Here is a 19,114-nt window from a genome sequence, read left to right as displayed (position 1 = left end):
ATGAAATGTTTCTTACTAATCTAGTCACCTTTGATATCATTAATGCCAAAAAAATGCAGGTAGAGAGGATGTTGATTGTTGAAAAAAGGGAAGCAGTTGCTATTTGTAATTGTAATGGCTATGCTGTTGATGCTAACTATCCCCCTGGAAACGCAAGCGTCTGTAAATAAATCTCCATTTAAGGACGTTGATGATTTTTTATATGAAGAACACTCTCCAATCCGTAAGTTAGTAGAGAGAGGCGTAATATCTGGCTACGGAGATGGTACATTTAAAATGCACAAGGTAGTGACAAGAGGGGAATTTGCAACATTTCTTGCACGAGCGCTTGATTTACCAGAAGCTGAAAGCTCATTTAAGGATTTAGCTAAAAGTTCAGCTCTCTATGACGGTGTCAGCAGAGCATATGCTGCAGGTATCATTAAAGGTTTTGATGATGGAACGATAAAGCCAACTGAACCCGTCCTAAGAGAAGAAATTGCGGTGATGTTAGATCGAGCTTTACAGTTAAATGGGGACTTCACAAAAGAATACGTTTTAGATTTTGCGGATCGATCTAGAATTGGCGCATATGCTCGAACGTCTGTTGCACGCGTCTATCATTATGATTTAATTGAATATTACACGGGTGGAGTATTTGCGCCGAAAGCTGAAGGAAGTCGTTGGACAACGGTAAAAGCTATTAGCAAATTTTTGGACGTGGTTGAAGGGGAAAAGTGGGTATTCCGGAAATCATATACGGAAGACTATGGCTACCCATTACTCCAAGAAGAATATGTGAACATTAAAGGATTTGTATTCCTGAAAGGTTACGATGGAGCTTGGTACAATGAATTAGGTGCAAAACCGTTAGCTGGACTTCCGACCTATAAGCCGCATCAAGCATTAAAAAAGGGTTCTCCCGTTAATGTTAATTACTCTGACTTTGCAAATTCAGTTACAATGAGCGCGCAATACGCAATAATCAGTAGCGGCATGAACATAACAAGGCAACAGTTTATAGACACGGTAAACAAAGTGCGCCAAACCAAGAAGCCTGTCGTTATAAACGGCTATAAATTCTACATTAATCCAAACGGCAATCATCCTCTAGACATACTTTATGAATTACAATAATTGCATCTGAGAAGAACACACAAAAAAAATAACAAAAATCCAATCGCACTTTTTGTGATTGGATTTTTGTTATTAAAATGTTAGGTGGGGTGTTATTGATGAGAGATTTTCATTATTTGGAAGACATTCCTCCTCCTGGATACACCTTAACTTTTGGTCTGTAAAATTTATAACAAACTTCATCAGTTGCAACTTGGTAACTTTCTAAAAAAACGGTGACTGTCCCCGGAAAGATTTTGAATCTTTTTGGGGACAGGCACCAAATTAATTGCGTATATTCTGATAAAATAAATACACGTCCGCTTAAAAAAAGGTACAAAAAAAGCACCGCGTGTGCGGTACTTCGTATAAATGACGAATTAGTACATAACTTTTGCAGGATCGATGGCAATGACAGATTGACCATCCACTTCCACCCAATAGTAATAGTGGTCGACTTCAAGTCCAGTAGACTCCGTCAATTGGTGATGGATTGCTTCTTGTAGTTCAAAAGATTCTTGTCCCAACGTAATTGGCAGTTGTAGATTAAGTCCAGTTGAAATTGAGATTTTCTTGTCAGAGCTTGCAAGGTAAGCTGCACTCGCAGCGCCCGAAAACAACGATTGACCGATTATCGCAAGACCGAGGACGATAGCTAATTTCTTCATGTGTTCATCACCTCCTTTAACGAGATGATGTCTTCTCTTAATGACAAAAATGTATCCACGACTAGCGGATTGAACATCGTTCCTTTATTGGAAATTAGCTCCTCAAAAGCTTCGTCAATGTCTAGTCCTTTCTGATATACACGATCTGACGTCATTGCGTCAAAAGCATCGACGACAGTAATAATGGCTGCTTCAATGCGGATTGCAGTATTTGCCAGACCGTTTGGATAGCCTTTCCCATCAAAACGTTCATGATGCTGTTCAACAATATCTGCAGCAAATTTCAAATCCTCTTGATTGGTTGCTAGTAAGATTTCTTTACCCCACGTCGTATGCTTCTTAATCATCTCAAACTCTTCATCCGTTAACTTCGAGGGTTTATTCAACACTTCTATCGGCACGTTAATTTTACCGATATCATGGAGGAAAGCCGCTAAATTTAAGATAAAAAGCTCGTTTGCCGTCAAGCCCATCCGCTTCCCGATCATCATAGAGATTTCTTTTATACGATTGCAATGATCCGCTGTATAGCCATCTTTTTCTTCCACGCGTATCGCTAAATCCATCATGTCTTTAACCGAACTACTGTAAAAATGAAATTGCGGCTGTGATGTCACATAGATGAACTCAACATCTGTGGCAGCGGTGAAAAGAGCATGCTCTTTCACTGGGCTCGCACTAACGGAATCGCCTTGTTGCAAGATGACATCGCCGTCAGACCCATGGTAAATGAGTGTTCCTGTAAGCATCGTCACATGCTCTAAGGCCGTCCATCCATCAGCTGGCGCCATCGCCCACCTCGCTCCTTCGTATAACTTGTGGTGAATGACTTCTGTGCCATCTCCCGAAGAAACTAATGAAACTTCTATATTCTTCATAATGACTGTATCACGATAGTTTCTTCGACTTATTTTCATAATGTCCTCCATTTCCGAGCGTGCCTATTTAGAAGAACGTAGTTGTATTTTTTCTAGAAATATATTATTTGAAGAATAGAATTATAAATTTATTTTACAACTGAATTCGAACGAACTATTGTCAATACAATTAGGGGAGTTAAGTACTATATTTATCTGATTGAAGAGAAAATCTATGGTGAAGAGATTTATGAATAGGTAGAAAGAATTACGCACGTAAATTGTTTTGGGGAAAGGCACCCAAACAATTTCGAATATACTGAAATTGGATGGGTGCTTTGCTTATTTCCTAGTGGCTGTTTATTGTTTTGGGAATTCGTTTGCGATGGTTCCGACGATGGTGCCGAGGGTTTGGCCTTTAAAGGCGTCCGGGATGGATTCGCCTGTTGGGTTGGCGTAGTAGTATGCGTTTGTTGGCTCGTCATAGGTGAAGCCCATGCTTGCTAACTTTGCAATTAGCGATGCTGGAAGTTCAGTTGAGCCGGTTAGGGCAGTATAGTAGTCAGTCGGTGCGACGTACACTTCAACATCGTCCAGGCTGGAACGGAGGATGATTAAATCCTGATCGCTTTTTAAAATCCATTGACCCTTTGAATAGATTGCGACTTGAGCGTGTTCCAAATTTGCGATACCGTCCAAGTTTACCCCGTATATTTGATTGATTAAAAAACGGTATTCAGGTCCAGAAAGCTTGTACCTAAACATTTTGCTGTAGCGGTCCATCACGTGATTTTTTTTCATCGCCATAATGTCTTGATCACGTGAAATGTCGTCTCTTTCTAATCCCAAGTCAAGACGAAGGATTTCCATGACCGCAGCATCATACGAAGATACCGTCGTGCCAATTCCTTGTTTTGAAATGAAATCCAAGTCAATGTTGAAAATTAATTCAACAGCTTTCCGTACCTCATTCCCCTTCATTTTCTTTCCTTGAGATGAAAGATACCGATTCATCACTTCTGCTTTGTTCATACTAGCAATCTCGTCATCTTTCACAGTAGAATGCTTGTCGACGCCAAGGCTGACACGTAAAACTTTCATCACCTTGTACGTGTATTTAGTTATTTGTTCTACTTGTTGTTCTTCTTTTACACTCGCAGCTTGAGCGGCAAGTGGTTGGATACTACTGAAAAGTAATCCTGCTGTTAACATAAATGACGTCACCAGCTTTACTCCAAGAATGGTCTTTCTCATTTGCGTTCCTCCTACTCTAGTAATCTAGTATAGTATAGCACTTTAGGACTTTAACTTGGTGAGTACATTTGTTTATACTATAACCTTGCACAAACTATATCCTATTGTAATGAAACCACGACAAAATATTTAGGCTCTATCAAGAAGTAAATAGATTTTCCTGAGTATATTTATGATTAAAGATGAACGTGTTTTTTGAATGATTGTTGTATGATTAGTTAGTCGAATTCTGTCAATAATTCTCATGCCTATCCCTACAACAGTTCAGTTTTTTACTGTTTACTATTATTACTCAATCAACTCTGGGTATACTAATTGAAAGGAGATGAATGAGATGGGTGTGAAAAATTCCGATCGTTTTATTGTGGCTTACAACCGGATTGAAAAAACATTATCAATGAAAGTAGATGATAATGGTTATTTACCGTTTTATAGACTTATTGATAAAGCGAAAATAAAAAATTCCGTTGTGCGCAAGTACGAAGATGATTTAAGGGAGTTTGGCGATTTGCGGAATGCAATTGTTCATCATCGAACAGATATCGATTATGTAATTGCAGAACCTCATGATGACATTGTTGAACGAATCGAAGAAATTGAACAAAGACTAAGCAATCCACTAAGTGTTGGTGCATTATTTGGATGCAAAGTACATACATTGCAAGCGAGTGATCATTTGACCTTGGCTTTACGAATGATGCGTGACAATAAGTTCAGCCAAGTGCCGATTTATGAGGAGGGAAAGTTTAAAGGTCTGATTACTGCAGCAGGTATTACGTATTGGTTGGCGGGTCAATCGACAGAAGATTCGATTTCCCGGGAAATACCGACACTTTCTACAGTTTACGACTATGAAAAACGAAAGGAATCTTTCGAGTTTGTCGAGAAAGACCTTTCTGTGTATGAAGCGGATGATTATTTTAAGAGGGCCATTTCAAGGGGGACTCGATTGGAAGCGTTACTCATAACAGAAAATGCTGAACCTGACGAAGATTTGATTGGTATTATTACTCCATTTGATTTGTTGAGGATTCGATAGGACAGTCTGTATAATAGGTAGCAGTCTATTATTGACAACTACAAATTTTGTGTGACAGTAAAAAATTGCTAAGCTATTCTATAAATCGATTGCGTGAAGCTGGATGTAGACCATGGGCTTCACGCGAACTTTTTATGAAAGTTTAATACATTTTCTCTTGTGACAGCTGGTTTTCATGTAGCAATTGTTTATTATTATTTTATCATCCATAAGCTTTTTGATGAGCCCTCTTTCTCCTCAAATAATCCTCGTCTGCACGTATCTTATCCCAGTATTCCTTAAAGATAGCAGCAGACTCTGCTTTACCTGCATCAATATCGCGTTCTTTCACCGAACCATCCTCGTTATACTTGCGCCCGCCCTTATAATTGGCGTAACGTCGTGCACGTGTATAACCCATTTGAATGAATTTCCGAGCCATATCCATCCCAACAAAATCATCCTTTTTTCGGTACCCTTCAAACATCGAATAAATCTTTTCGGCAGATTCTTGAGCAATTGCAGGCGTCTTAAAACGCCAGTGTGGCAAGATTTCGCTCTTGTAAGGTTCCACAAGCAAAACGCCTTGTTCTCCTCGTCCTACCCGATACAATTCAGGCTTCTCACGCAAATTGAGGCTACTGTAATCTAATTCATAATCAAAAGCCACCGACCTCACCCCTTTTTTTCCACCTATTCCCGAAAACCCGCAAGTCAAACGAAGATGAGAATTACAAAAAAACAATTCTGAATTGAGCGGGTGCCTGTCCCCGAAACAAATCTGAGTTTTGCCGGGGACAGGCACCTGAAATATTCTAATCATTCTTATAAATCCTCTAAACGAATTTTTATTGAGAGATATTTTTTACTATTGTGACTATCGGATTGGGAGGAAGCGCGATATAATAGATAGCAGTCTATTCTGGAAGTGATGATTGTGTTAAAGAGTAAGTTGCAGAGGAAGATTTTAAGCACGGTAATTTCGTTATTGTCATTCATCATCTTATTGATGAGTTCTATGTTTATGGTGTTGGACTATAACAACTTAATAGACCGTAGTAAATCTGTCGGTCTTCAAACAGCCAAGATGCTTTCCTATATGGATACCATCAACGAAGGTGTTTTAAATGGAAACGATCCGGTGAGGGCTGCAGAACTACAAGCGACTATAAATTATTATGAAGGTCAGATTGATGCAACGTTTATTGTCATACATAGCAAGGAAGGAGTCATAATGGCTTCACCACAAACGGAGAAAATAGGCAAAACGGAACCTTATAAGGATGGCTTTAAAGCGGTAGTATTTGGGGCTAATTATTCAATGGTGTCTAATGAAATCATAGGTCCTTCTGTTGTTAGCAAGGCACCGATTTATGATGATCATAAGCAAATTATTGGGGTCGTAACGGTTGGATACCTCTTCTCGGATTTACGGGATATCGTTTATCAAAGAGTGATAAATCTCTTCTACTTTTCGTTGTTTGTTCTTGCCCTTGGTGTTGTTCTTAGTCTTTTTCTTGCTCGGAGCATCCGGAAAGATACATTTGGACTTGAACCCCAGGATATCGCAAACTTTTACATGGAGCGTAAGGCGATACTTGCCTCTATCGATGAAGGAATAATTGCCATTGACCGGACAGGTAAGGTGACAATTATTAATACGGCCGCTCGGAGAATTCTGAATGTTACGGAAGATAGTAAAGGTCAACAAATTAATAAAATTCTTCCTGAGTTACTGAATCCTTTAAGTGATTGTCACTTAGCGCAACCACATATGTATGAAATGAATCGAAATAATCGGAAGGTAATTGTTCAAACCATGCCTCTAAAACTAGAGGGGGTCGAAAAAGGTGCAGTAATCACATTACGTGACAAGACTGAAATTATGGAAGTGGTTAACACGCTTTACGAGGTGCAAAAATATTCTGATGATCTTAGAGCGCAGACGCACGAGTTTACAAATAAGTTATACCTACTATCAGGCCTGCTACAACTTGGTAAGTATGAGGAAGCTGTACAAGCGATTCAAAGTGAAATGGATATGAATGACCAAACAAGCCAGTTTATTTTGGAAAATATTTTGGATACGAATGTACAAGCAATCTTGTTTGGAAAAATAGGAAAGGCTTCAGAAATGAAAGTCGATTTCCAGATTGATACTAATAGTAGCCTAGAACAATTACCCGATTTTATTAGTACTGGTTCAATCGCGATTGTACTCGGAAACCTAATTGATAATGCGCTTGAAGAAGTTTCTGAGCAAGCTGATGGTTGTGTTACATTTTTCACACTAGATATCGGGGACGACATTATTATTGAAGTGTCGGACAATGGAAAAGGCATTTCGTCAGATGCCTTTGAACATATTTTTTCACAAGGGTATTCTACTAAGAAACAAGCCAATCGAGGATTTGGTCTCGCCAACGTTAAACGGGTTACCGACGAACTTGGTGGTCATATTCAAGTTAGCTCAGGGGTTGGGGCAGTATTCACAATATACATTCCGAAACAAAGAAATAAGGGGGCGCATCAGGATGATTAATGTATTAATTGTCGAAGATGATTTTCGGATAGCAGGCATTCACCAGCAAATAATGGAAAGTATAGAGGGTATTCGCGTGGTCGGACAGGCACTACGTGCAAAGGAAGTTTGGGGTTTTTTAGAAGAGGAGAGGATTGATCTTATTCTGCTTGATATTTATATGCCTGATCAGTTAGGTACAGACTTAATGGTAGAAATAAGATATAACTATCCAGAAACGGAATTTATTATGATCACAGCTGCAAAGGAAAGGGAATTACTTGCTCGTTGTATGGCTGCAGGCGTGTTTCATTACTTAGTGAAACCAATTGATCTCAATAGATTGAAAGAAGTTATTCAACGTTATCAAAATAGGCAAAATCTCATTAATAATGGCGAGATTGTAGACCAGACTTCCATTGACGCGTTATTCGGAATGTCTGATATTGAAAGAGACTCCATTGATACACTTCCCAAAGGCATTAACCAATTGACATTAAGGAATGTCAAGTCGATTTGTATGCATCTTACGGTAGGCATGACAGCAGAGGAAGTGGGGGAACGACTGGGTGCTTCTCGAACGACAGCAAGACGATATCTAGAATATTTGGTGTCAGAGGGTGTGCTTCGCGCTGAGTTGGAATACGGAATTGTCGGCCGTCCAGAGCGTAAGTACTTTCCGAGTTAAGCATCTCGATTTTTAGAGATGCTTTTTTCATGAACTAAATGAACAAAACTACCATAAAAAACTTAAAACTATTAAAATTGCAAACGGTTACATAGTTAAAAAGTGCATGTATTATGAACATATCAACATATCTAAAAAGCGAAGGAGAGGGAATCATGAGAAAATCACTTTTATTACTAGCACTATCATTGCTATTAGTGCTTGGCGCTTGTTCTTCTGCAAGCGGAGATGACGATAAGTTTCCAAACAAAAATATTGAATTTGTAGCACCTGCTACGCCAGGTGGGGGATGGGATGCTACCGCACGTGCTATCCAAAAAATCTTGAAGGAAGAAAAGATTGTTGAGCAAAGCATGACGGTTGTAAATAAGCCGGGGGGTAGCGGAGAAGTCGGTTGGCAATATTTATCCAAAAAAGATGGGCATTCACTTGCCATCAACTCTAGTTTATTGATTACAAACAACTTACTGGGTCAAAGTGATTTGACATATGAAAAATTTACACCAATTGCCACGTTGACAACTGAGTGGATCTCCGTTGCTGTCCCGAATGATTCACCTTACAAGACTGCTGGTGAATTGATGGAAAAGTTAAAGAAGGACCCTTCTTCTGTGAAGATCGGTATTGCACCAGGTTTAGGGAATAATGACCACCTATCATTTGTCCAAGCTGCAAAGACGTATGGCGTGGATGTAACAAAGTTGAACTTCCTTGTATATGAGAGTGGCGGGGATGTAGTGACTAGTTTGCTTGGTGGTCACGTAGATGCAGCTACTATGGCTGTTTCTGAATCTGCGGAACAACACAATGCTAACAAGTTTAAAGTGCTTGCTGTTACTTCTGATGAACGGTTGGATGAGCTTCCAGAAGTGCCAACTTGGAAGGAACAAGGAGTAGATATGGTATTCCCTCACTGGCGTGGAATCTTGGGACCGCCTGATATGACAGATGAGCAAATCGCTTATTGGGATAAAGTCCTCTCCGAAATGGTAGAGACGGATGCGTGGAAAGAATTACTTGAAAACAACGGGTGGGAAGATTTCTATAAAGATAGCTCAGCTTCTAAGAACTTTCTAGCAGAACAAACGAAAATGTATACAGATTTGATTGAACAATCCGGCTTGCAGAAGTAACTGCGAGCGTAAGGTCGAGCCCTAGTTTACGGGCTCCCTTTTACTTCATGTTAAGGAGGAAAGCGAAAATGGTACGGTTTATCACTCCATTATTCACTGTCGTATTAGGTATAGTATTTCTCATCGCTTCCTTGAACCTGCCGAAATCAAACCTCGGAAACCCAAATGGTCCTATCTATTTTCCGGTTTTAATAGCTGTTATTTTAATCGTTAGCGGTCTTGTATATTTATTTCAAGAAATTAAAGCGAGAGGGTTTGCTTTCAAAGATTTTGCTGCACTAAGAGAAGGAAAATCACCAATGTATCTAGGTATCACCTTAGTGTTAATGATTTTTTATACTATTGCTTTTGAGCGAATCGGCTTTTTACTTTCAACCATCTTATTTTTAGGCGGGTTACTGTTCTTATTAAATGGTGCTAAGAAATGGCTGGCTAACGTGCTCGTTGCTATTATTTTTTCATTTGTTACATGGTATGCCTTTGGGACATTGTTACAAGTGAGTTTGCCGTAAGAGAGGAGGAAGAACAATGGGTTCTGATATACAAGTAATCATTGATGGATTTTTAACAGCAATACAACCTGTCAACTTATTTTGGATTGCTCTCGGTGGTTTCCTTGGTACGGTTGTAGGCATGTTACCGGGTCTAGGACCTGCCACGGCCATCGCATTACTCATACCAATTACTTTTGGAATGGATCCTACAAGTGCGCTCATTTTAATGGCAGCAATTTATTATGGAGCTATGTACGGTGGATCAAGAAGTTCAATTCTGTTGAATACACCTGGAGATGGTTCAGCGATTGCAGCGACATTTGATGGTTATCCAATGGCAAAGAAAGGCCAAGCCGGACAGGCACTTGCCATGTCTGCGATTGCTTCATTGATAGGCGGTCTAATTGCTGTTGTAGGTTTTATTGCGCTCGCAAAACCACTTGCTAATTTCGCTCTAAAGTTTGGTCCTGCTGAGTATTTCCTTCTTATGGTCTTTACCTTATCAGCAATCGTTTCGCTTGCTAAAGGCGCGATGGTAAAAGGGTTCATCTCAATGGCGATAGGACTTATGATCAGTACAGTCGGCATTGACTTACAGACAGGTGTTTATCGTTTCACGATGGGGAATCCGCATCTTAGCGAAGGGGTTGATTTCCTCGTTGTTATCATTGGTATTTATGCGGTTGGTGAAGTATTGTTTAACTTTTTGTCTATTAATAAACCGGTAGGTGAGAAGAAGGAAGTCGGAAAGATCTGGATCACGAAAGAACAATGGAAACGCTCGAAATGGCCAATCATTCGGAATGGACCCATTGGTTTCGTAATTGGTGTCCTTCCTGGTGCCGGTGGCGCTATCGCTTCCATGTTGAGCTATTCTTTGGAAAAGCAAATTTCCAAAAAACCTGAAGAATTTGGTGAAGGAGCAGTCGAAGGACTTGCGGCTCCAGAATCTTCTAATAATGCTGCAGCGGTAGGAGCTTTCATACCTATGATGACGATGGGGATACCTGGATCAGGTACAACAGCAGTCATCCTCGGTGCAATTGTCATGCTCGGATTAAAACCTGGTCCTTTATTATTCGAAAACAATCCGGACATGGTGTGGACATTCATAAACAGTATGTTTGTCGGCAATATCTTTCTAGTTATTTTGAACATTGCGCTTGTCGGGTTACTAGTGAAGATTCTAGATACACCGCCAAGAATTCTCTATCCGCTAATCATGTTGCTTGCGTTTATTGGTACATACACTCTGGGTTATACGACAGTGGATTTTGTTATATTAATCATCTTCGGTTTCATAGGTCTTATTATGAAGATGCTGAAGTTCCCAGTTGCACCACTAATTCTCGCGGCTATTGTCGGATCAGACATGGAACAGAATTTTAGAATGAGTTTGATTTCTTATCCTGATGTTGTCGGCATGTTTACTGCGTCACCAATTACAATTGCACTGGTCATCATGACAGTTATTTCTTTAGGTTTACCGTTCCTTTCTTCTTGGTTACGAAAGCGTAAAACACAAAAAATGGTAGGCGGAAATTAAACTGTAAGTATTTGTACGGCATGAAGTATTTAGACGAACATTTGGTTACCTGTTTTGATGCATGCACACTTAGCTTCGGTTTTCACTTATCACTAGTAATTAAAGCGTCGGTCCGCCTCATCAATTCCAAGCACTTTGGATGGATGAGGTCTTTCCTTTGCAGTATAAAAGACGAGCTCACTCACATTGAAGCGATTTACTAGTTATAATTTGTATTTTATTTTTAATGAAGGAGAGATACATATGACATGGCTTATTACTGAACAAAAGACACAAAAGGAACTTTCTAGTGAGTTCCTTTCTCGGATAAAACAAAAACCCATTCTTAAGATTATCGGGGCACACGATGGAATGTCTGCTTTAATTGGGAAGGAGGTAGGATTTGAAGCGCTTTATTTGTCTGGCGCGGCTTTCACAGCAAGTAAGGGATTACCGGATCTTGGTATATTACACTCCCAGGAAGTGGCTGAACGCGCGCGAGAATTGACACGTGCAACTGGTTTGCCGTTGCTAGTCGATATAGACACAGGTTTTGGAGGTGTCCTAAATGTCGCTCGGACGGCAAAGGAAATGGTGGAAGCAAACGTTGCAGCAGTGCAAATAGAAGATCAAGATTTACCGAAGAAGTGTGGCCATCTGAATGGTAAGAAATTAATACCAGCGGAGGAAATGGCACAGAAAATAAAGGCAATCAAAGAAGTTGCTCCTTCTCTAATTGTCATTGCAAGAACGGATGCATTGGCAGTGGAAGGGTTTGAAGCTGCTGTAAAACGCATGAAATTATATGTGGAAGCAGGAGCGGATGGTTTGTTTCCTGAAGCACTCACTACGGAAGAAGAATTCCGTCAAATTGGGAGGAAGTTCACCGTTCCTTTGCTCGCCAATATGACTGAGTTTGGGAAGACGGACTACTATACAGCAGAAGAGTTTGAGGATTTTGGATTCTCGATGGTTATCTATCCGGTAACATCATTGCGAGCTGCTGCAAAAGCGTATGAGGATGTCTTTAAGGAAATCTTCGCTAAAGGAACTCAAAAAGATATTCTTCATCGCATGCAGACGAGAAAAGAATTGTATGAGACGATTCGGCTTGAAGACTACGAGGAGCTTGATGGAGAGATTGCCAAAACGGTGTTGCCGGAATGAAAAGGAGAAACTTATATGAAGCAACTTTCAGTTAAGTGTGCCATTTATCGAGGTGGGACAAGCCGGGGGATTTTCTTTAAAGAGGAAGACTTGCCGACATCTCGTTCAGAATGGAATTCTATTTTTATGGAAGCAATCGATGCTTACAATCCATCTCAGGTAGATGGACTTGGTGGAGGGACCTCTCATACAAGCAAAATAATCGTAGTAAGCAAAGCATCGCTTATAGAAGAAGTATGTCTCTCGTATACGTTTTACCAGATTGGTATCGGCAATCCTATTGTTGATAAAGAAGGAACATGCGGCAATTTGATGGCGGCAGTCGGCGCGTTTGCAGTAGACGAAGGATATGTTTCTGTGCCTAAAGGAAATAAATCCATTAATCTTGTTGTTCACAATACGAATATTGGCCGGAATGTCCGCATGGAAGTCCCTGTGACAGCACGTGGAAACGCACAAGTACAGGGTGATTTTCTAATGCCTGGTTTAAGTCGACCGGGTGCGCGTATTTCAGTCTCCATTCTTTCTCCCGGCGGTGGTAAAACAGGCACTACCTTTCCTTGCGACCATACAACAGAACTTACGACTACACGTGGAGTATTTTCTGTAACAATTGCTGACATTGTCAACCCATTCATTTTTGTACGTGCAGCAGAATTAGGGCTGAATGGAACGGAAATGAATGTCGATCTGACTGCTAACGACGAACTAATGAAGTTACTTGAAGAAATTCGGTTAGCCGGAGCTGTTAAGGCTGGATTGTCTTCTACTATTGAAGAAGCAAGGAAGGTTCCTTCGATACCAAAGATCGCGCTTGTGTTTCCTCCTACTGATTACTGGACAACATCAGGGGATGTAATTAAGGCGAATGAAGTCGATGTCGTTTCCAAAATGGTTTCAATGGGGAAAATTCATCGTACATTTGCGGGGAGCGGTCTTTACAACCTGGCAAGCGCACTATTACTATCAGGAACCGTTCCTAGTAATCTGTACACAGGTACTAAGAAATCAGGCCGACAGATTGTCCGCATTGGTCATCCGGACGGTGTGGCAGAAGTGCATGCATCCATTACGAATGATGGTCTAGACGTGGCGACTGTCGGTTTGGATCGGACAGCTCGCAGAATTATGTCAGGGCAATGTTACATACATGAGGGAAGAATCCTTTAAGAAAGGTGTTGGAAAAGTGTGCAACATGAAGATATTCAATTGACGGAAAGCATTGCTACACTGACCGTTGAAGGCATAAATTATCAGTACATTTCCTTGCCACGTCTTGAGGAGCTTGGGCTTGGTACCATTCGAGATTTGCCGTATTCCATTAAAATATTATTGGAATCTGCAGTTCGGAACTGGGATGGGAAGTTCATTACTAATGAACATATTTACGCACTTGCAAATTGGTGCAGCTACGATGCAACAGAAGTTCCATTTAAGCCGACTAGAATTATTTTACAGGATTTCACTGGTGTTCCAGCGATTGTTGACCTTGCCTCCATGCGTGACGAGGTTGCATCACGAGGTGGAGATCCTACATCCGTCAATCCCATGATCCCGGTTGACCTTGTCATTGACCATTCTGTAATCATTGAACATGCAGGAGACAGGTATGCTTTTAGTCGCAATGTTGAGTTGGAATACGAACGAAATAAAGAGAGATACGAATTTGTTAAGTGGGCACAAAAAAGCTTTACAAATTTTAATGTTGTGCCTCCTTCAAATGGCATTGTCCACCAAGTGAATTTGGAATATTTGGCAAGTAGTGTGCGTACGGAGCAGAGAGATAATAATTATTGGTTATTTCCTGATTCACTCGTTGGGACTGATTCGCATACGCCGATGATTAACGGTATTGGCACTGTTGCTTGGGGAGTCGGCGGCATTGAAGCAGAAGCTGCTATGCTAGGTCAGCCACTCTATTTTGTGATGCCTGAAGTGATTGGAATCCGTTTAAAAGGTAGTTTACGAGAGGGAGTCACAGCGACGGACCTCGCATTGACGGTTACAAGCATACTTCGAAAAAAAGGAGTCGTTGGTAAATATGTCGAGTTCTTTGGAGAGGGGGTACGGGATATTTCGGTACCTGACCGAGCGACTATTGCCAATATGGCTCCTGAATACGGTGCCACAATGAGCATGTTCCCTGTTGACGATCGAACCCTCGACTATTTAAAGGAGACTGGACGTGGCAAAATTGTTCCACTTGCAGAGGCGTATTGGAAAGCCCAAGGGATGTTTAATCTTGGAGATGAACCACCTGCCTATACGGAAGTACTTGAACTAGATCTTGATACAATCGCTGCAACGGTTAGCGGACCTAAAAGACCACAGGACACAATTCCACTCCCAAAAATGAAGGAAGCGTTCGACACTGTTCTTAGGAAACCGATGGAAGATGGTGGGTACGGAGCTGATGATAACACTGTAAAAACTGCCCTTAAAGAAGGAGCAGTGGTACTTGCATCAATTACAAGTTGCACAAATACCTCAAATCCGTCCGTTATGGTAGCAGCAGGACTCCTTGCAAAAAAGGCTGTAGAAAAAGGATTGCTGCCACCAAGCTATGTAAAGACAACGTTGTCACCTGGTTCAAGAGTGGTCGCGACATACCTCGAAAAAGCTGGCCTGCTTCAAGGGCTAGAGCATCTTGGGTTTTATATTGATGGGTATGGATGCGCCGCATGCTGTGGAAATACGGGAGCGCTTGTCGATGGAATCGAGCAAATGATACAGCAAGATCATCTTGTCGTCGCATCTATTTTAAGTGGCAATAGAAATTTTGAGGGTCGGATTCATCCACTCATTAGAGCTAATTATCTAGCATCACCTCCACTTGTAGTAGCGTTTGCGTTTGCAGGTCGTGTAAATATTAATATGGAAATAGAACCGCTTGGAGTAGGAAACGATGGAGAGCCCGTTTTTTTGAAAGACATTTGGCCATCTTCGAAAGAGATAGAGCGAATTATATCAGAGACAATTGATGAAACAGTGTTTAAGGGAGAATATGATCGAATTGATTCAAACGAAAAGTGGGCGACAATCAATTCTTCAGAAGGCTTGTTATATGATTGGGATGATACCTCGACTTATATTCAAAAGGCGCCCTATTTTGAGGCTGTATCAACAACTACCTCACCTTTGGGTAACTTGAAGGAGATGCTCTCGTTAGCAATTCTTGGTGATTCGATTACAACTGACCATATTTCGCCTGCAGGGCATATACCTATTCAGAGCGAAGCAGGTATATTTCTGCAATCCCAAGGTGTTGAGGTACGTGAATTCAACAACTACGGGGCACGCCGGGGGAACCATAAAGTAATGGAAAGAGGGACATTTGCGAATATCCGTCTCAGGAATCGCATGGCGAATGGTAAAGAAGGTGGCTACACGAAGCATTTGCCGACTGAAGAAATAGTCAGCATGTTCGAAGCTGCAAGTCGGTATCAGAAAGATGGCCGAAACTTGCTTATTATTGCTGGAAAGGAATATGGAACGGGTAGTTCTCGAGATTGGGCTGCAAAAGGAACAACTCTTCTTGGTGTGAAAGTTATTTTAGCTGAAAGTTTTGAGCGAATTCATCGAAGCAATCTAGTTGGTATGGGTGTTCTTCCAGTACAATTCTTAGAGGGCATGACTGCAAACACGCTTAGTTTAGATGGTACTGAAACCTATTCAATTCATGGATTCACCGAAAAAACGTTTATTCCAAGACAGCGAGCTGAAATGCAGGCGGTAAGGCAGGATGGAACAATTGTCAGCTTCCCGATAGAAATCAGAATTGATAATGCTATTGAAAGAGAATATTACATGAATGGTGGCATATTACCTACTGTTATGGAAAAACTGCTGAGAAATCAATAATCCAAACTGCTGATTGCAAGCGCCTATACATGTCTGCAGGACTCCTACGTAATCTGTGGTGGATGAAAACGCTATGGGGAAAAAGTATTTTCGGATTTGTATGGGGCTACGTCTTCGGCTGGTTCATGAATCTATGGATCATTGTCGGCAACATCGAAGCCTTTTCATGGGAATATTTCATCGGCATCTATGTATCTAGCATCTACTTCGACTTGGCTCACGCATTGTCCAACGTCTTCTTCCTCGTCGTCTTCGGTGCGAGCTGGATAAAAATCCTCCAACGCGTCCAACGTAAATACGGCCTACTCAGTACTGCATAGTTACGCGTAGCTAGAGGGAGTCCTTCGAATAGGCAGAGGGCTCCTTTTCTATGCAATGCAAAAAAGATAAAGATGATTGGTCAAAGGCATGTAGCGCGATGAGTAAACCAGTTAGCAACAGCATCTGTCCGCGGATATAAATTTTGTTTATAAACGTTGCAAATTCTCCAGGATACCCACATAATCCCTTAAAACGCCGCTAGCTCTAATTCCTTTACAGCATTCATTCAATGGAACTTAAAAAAACATTTTAATGACGCGCTAGCATCGAGATTCTGCTATCCCGCGTCAATAAAAGGAGTTTAACGACGCGAGAGCACCGAAAATCCTTCATAGCGCGTCAATAAAAGGAGTTTAATGACGCGCGAGCACCGAATATCCAGCATGACGCGTCAATAAAAGTAGTTTAACGACGCGCGAGCATCGAAAATCCAGCATGACGCGTCAATAAAAGTAGTTTAACGACGCGCGAGCACCGAAACTCCGGCATAGCGCGTCAATAAAAGTAGTTTAACGACGCGCGAGGACCGAAACTCTGGCATAACGTGTCAATAAAAGTAGTTTAACGACGCACGAGTATCGAAACCCCGGCATAACGCGTCAATAAAAGTAGTTTAAACACACGCGAACATCGAAATTCTGGCATAACGCGTCATTAAAAATAGTTTAACGACGCGCGAGAACCGATATTCTGGAATACCGCGTTATTAGAAATATGTTAGAGACGAGCGAGCTTCTTTTAAGAAGAAAAACATCTTCTGTTCATCGCATATCTCTTAGATTAAACCCTTTATATGCTCAAAGGCATTTAGCGCGATGAGTAAACCAGTTAGCATTTGCCGCTTCCCGCGGACTAAACTTTGTCAGCAAACGCCGCATATTCTCTTGGAATTCCGCATAATTCCTAGAAACGCGGCAAATCAACCTAGAACGCAGCATACTTCCGCTAAACGCCGCATATCAACCTAGAACGCCGCATACTTGACCCAAACGCGGCATATTTAAACAATTTGCTCATAATCCAAACTCATCAAATCAGCACAAATGCCAAGCTTGTGATACAGTAAAAAAACAAGAAACTCGAGCAAGGAGCGATTTTTTGAAAGCGTATATCGTTAACATAACATTTGAACAGATTGAACCGAAAATTTGGCGACGGGTGGCCATGCCAGCAGGCGCGACTTTTAACCGCTTGCATGAAATCATACAGCGCGTGACGAACTTTCAGAGTTTTTTCATGGACGAGCCCTATCATTTTTTTGAGATGGAAGTCGATGGGATGCTTATAACAAACAATGAGGCGATGCATGAACAATACGGCAAGTCGAAGTTGAATGGCCTAGTGCTAAAGCGTCCATCTCGTTTGAAAATCGACAGCTACTTAGAAAAAAACCGTCAACTTATGTATCGTTATGATAGCGGAGATGATTGGCGGATTCTCGTAGAACTGGAAGCTATCGTGGATGATTATTTTTTCGGTTTTCCTACACTACTTGACGGGGAAGGTACTGCGCCTCCTGAAGATGTTGGTGGGCCACCGGGGTATGAGCAATTTCTACTGACGTATCATAATCCGACAGATCCCGATTATGAAGAAATCCGTGCATGGGCAGAATCACAACAATATCGCCCGTACGATCCTCATTTCCTAAACGATATGCTGAAGTTTTCCAAGTATCAAAAGACAGAATGGGACAAAATTGATCATCGGAATTATGAAGTGTTGTCCGATAAATATCGCGGTCCCTCGACACAAAAGGCAGTAGAAGAAAAAGTCGTAGCAGAAAAGGAAGTTACTCAAAAGGACCAACAGTTGCTCGATTATATTGTCGCATGCACAAATTTATACGGTATTGTGCCGATGGAGCAAGTAGTGGCGATTTATAATGAGCAAAACAGTGATTCCATTACTTTAAATACACTAAACGAGCTTGTACGTGCTGACAGTGTTCAACAACAGTTGGAAGCGCGATTTGCATATACCGAACAAGATACATTTGTTGCAGAAGCATTAATCGATCCTGCTGACCGTAAAGCATTACGAAAGGCGGCGGAAGGAAAGCCTTTCTACATTCCTGATGCAATAGAGCTTTTGCGCTACGTCGATGATCATTATTACGAACGAACACCTGCTCAAAAGAAATTAGTAAAGATGTTAAAAGAAGACTTCGGAACAGCGATTGATATTGAAGAAGAAGTGCATGAGCTCGTCGTAAACTTACAAATTAGTGGCGGTGCCTTCACAACGCCTCTCTCTGACTTCCTTCAAAAATTGGAGCTCTCTGTAGAAAAAGCACAACGTTATATCGGCGTCATTATTGAAATCGCCAACACAACGAGGCTGTGGGAGAACCGTGGCTTCACACCCGAAGAATTGCAGCCTTATGAACAAGAGCGTATGATTGCAACAGCTAAACATGCTCAAGCAAAAGCTGGTCGCAATGAGCCGTGCCCATGTGGAAGCGGTAAAAAATATAAGAAATGCTGTGGGTAAAACGTATAAGAAGTGCCTG

The 19,114-nt window shown here is 41.2% G+C and carries 16 protein-coding genes; 12 read left to right on the top strand and 4 right to left on the bottom strand.

Annotation, left to right across the window (positions count from 1 at the left end):
- Positions 1-78: 78 nt before the first annotated feature.
- Positions 79-1,116, top strand: coding sequence for an S-layer homology domain-containing protein (locus ACVHUV_RS18620; protein ID WP_462085621.1), 1,038 nt, complete (start codon positions 79-81; stop codon positions 1,114-1,116).
- Between the two features lie 359 nt (positions 1,117-1,475).
- Here ACVHUV_RS18620 and ACVHUV_RS18615 read toward each other — a convergent pair whose 3' ends face one another.
- From ACVHUV_RS18615 to ACVHUV_RS18605, 3 genes are all read right to left on the bottom strand, one after another.
- Positions 1,476-1,763, bottom strand: coding sequence for a hypothetical protein (locus ACVHUV_RS18615; RefSeq protein ID WP_371391144.1), 288 nt, complete (start codon positions 1,761-1,763; stop codon positions 1,476-1,478).
- Positions 1,760-2,680, bottom strand: coding sequence for an HD-GYP domain-containing protein (locus tag ACVHUV_RS18610; RefSeq protein ID WP_462085620.1), 921 nt, complete (start codon positions 2,678-2,680; stop codon positions 1,760-1,762). Before ACVHUV_RS18610 ends, ACVHUV_RS18615 begins: the two co-directional genes overlap by 4 nt.
- 300 nt (positions 2,681-2,980) lie before the next feature.
- On the bottom strand, positions 2,981-3,874 hold the full coding sequence (locus ACVHUV_RS18605) for a hypothetical protein (protein WP_462085619.1): 894 nt from the start codon (positions 3,872-3,874) through the stop codon (positions 2,981-2,983).
- Positions 3,875-4,208: 334 nt separating this feature from the next.
- Between ACVHUV_RS18605 and ACVHUV_RS18600 the strand changes: the two genes are divergently transcribed.
- Positions 4,209-4,913 (top strand): CBS domain-containing protein, encoded by a 705-nt coding sequence (locus ACVHUV_RS18600; protein ID WP_462085618.1) that lies wholly within the window; start codon positions 4,209-4,211, stop codon positions 4,911-4,913.
- A gap of 202 nt (positions 4,914-5,115) precedes the next feature.
- Here the strand turns inward: ACVHUV_RS18600 and ACVHUV_RS18595 are convergent, their stop codons facing one another.
- A complete protein-coding gene (locus tag ACVHUV_RS18595; protein WP_462085617.1) occupies positions 5,116-5,562 on the bottom strand; it encodes a DUF4385 domain-containing protein in 447 nt (148 codons plus the stop codon).
- 267 nt (positions 5,563-5,829) lie between these two features.
- Here ACVHUV_RS18595 and ACVHUV_RS18590 point away from each other — a divergent pair, with 267 nt between their 5' ends.
- The 10 genes from ACVHUV_RS18590 to ACVHUV_RS18545 all read left to right on the top strand — a co-directional run bounded on the left by ACVHUV_RS18590 (position 5,830) and on the right by ACVHUV_RS18545 (position 19,095).
- Entirely contained in the window at positions 5,830-7,434 is a 1,605-nt protein-coding gene (locus ACVHUV_RS18590) for a sensor histidine kinase (RefSeq protein ID WP_462085616.1), read from the top strand.
- On the top strand, positions 7,427-8,101 hold the full coding sequence (locus ACVHUV_RS18585; RefSeq protein WP_462085615.1) for a response regulator: 675 nt from the start codon (positions 7,427-7,429) through the stop codon (positions 8,099-8,101). The genes ACVHUV_RS18590 and ACVHUV_RS18585 overlap by 8 nt, the downstream gene beginning before the upstream one ends.
- A 155-nt stretch (positions 8,102-8,256) precedes the next feature.
- The gene (locus ACVHUV_RS18580; protein WP_462085614.1) at positions 8,257-9,234 is read left to right on the top strand and encodes a tripartite tricarboxylate transporter substrate binding protein; all 978 of its coding nucleotides are present in this window, start codon (positions 8,257-8,259) and stop codon (positions 9,232-9,234) included.
- Between the two features lie 68 nt (positions 9,235-9,302).
- Positions 9,303-9,746: a tripartite tricarboxylate transporter TctB family protein gene (locus ACVHUV_RS18575; protein ID WP_317943094.1), complete on the top strand. Its 444-nt coding sequence runs from the start codon at positions 9,303-9,305 to the stop codon at positions 9,744-9,746.
- 16 nt (positions 9,747-9,762) lie between these two features.
- Complete coding sequence (locus tag ACVHUV_RS18570; protein ID WP_462085613.1) at positions 9,763-11,274, top strand: tripartite tricarboxylate transporter permease; 1,512 nt, start codon at positions 9,763-9,765, stop codon at positions 11,272-11,274.
- Positions 11,275-11,517: 243 nt separating this feature from the next.
- Positions 11,518-12,420: a methylisocitrate lyase gene (gene prpB / locus ACVHUV_RS18565; RefSeq protein WP_462085612.1), complete on the top strand. Its 903-nt coding sequence runs from the start codon at positions 11,518-11,520 to the stop codon at positions 12,418-12,420.
- A 15-nt stretch (positions 12,421-12,435) separates the two neighbouring features.
- The gene (locus tag ACVHUV_RS18560) at positions 12,436-13,590 is read left to right on the top strand and encodes a PrpF domain-containing protein (protein ID WP_462085611.1); all 1,155 of its coding nucleotides are present in this window, start codon (positions 12,436-12,438) and stop codon (positions 13,588-13,590) included.
- A gap of 18 nt (positions 13,591-13,608) precedes the next feature.
- A complete protein-coding gene (gene acnA, locus ACVHUV_RS18555; protein WP_462085610.1) occupies positions 13,609-16,281 on the top strand; it encodes an aconitate hydratase AcnA in 2,673 nt (890 codons plus the stop codon).
- Positions 16,282-16,343: 62 nt separating this feature from the next.
- Positions 16,344-16,601, top strand: coding sequence for a hypothetical protein (locus ACVHUV_RS18550; protein ID WP_462085609.1), 258 nt, complete (start codon positions 16,344-16,346; stop codon positions 16,599-16,601).
- A gap of 1,099 nt (positions 16,602-17,700) precedes the next feature.
- The gene (locus ACVHUV_RS18545; protein WP_462085608.1) at positions 17,701-19,095 is read left to right on the top strand and encodes an IS1096 element passenger TnpR family protein; all 1,395 of its coding nucleotides are present in this window, start codon (positions 17,701-17,703) and stop codon (positions 19,093-19,095) included.
- The last annotated feature ends 19 nt before the right edge of the window (positions 19,096-19,114 follow it).

Source organism: Sporosarcina saromensis (assembly GCF_054901285.1).
The sequence above is the reverse complement of the archived record's forward strand: the minus strand, read 5'-3'. Positions and strand labels throughout refer to the sequence as shown.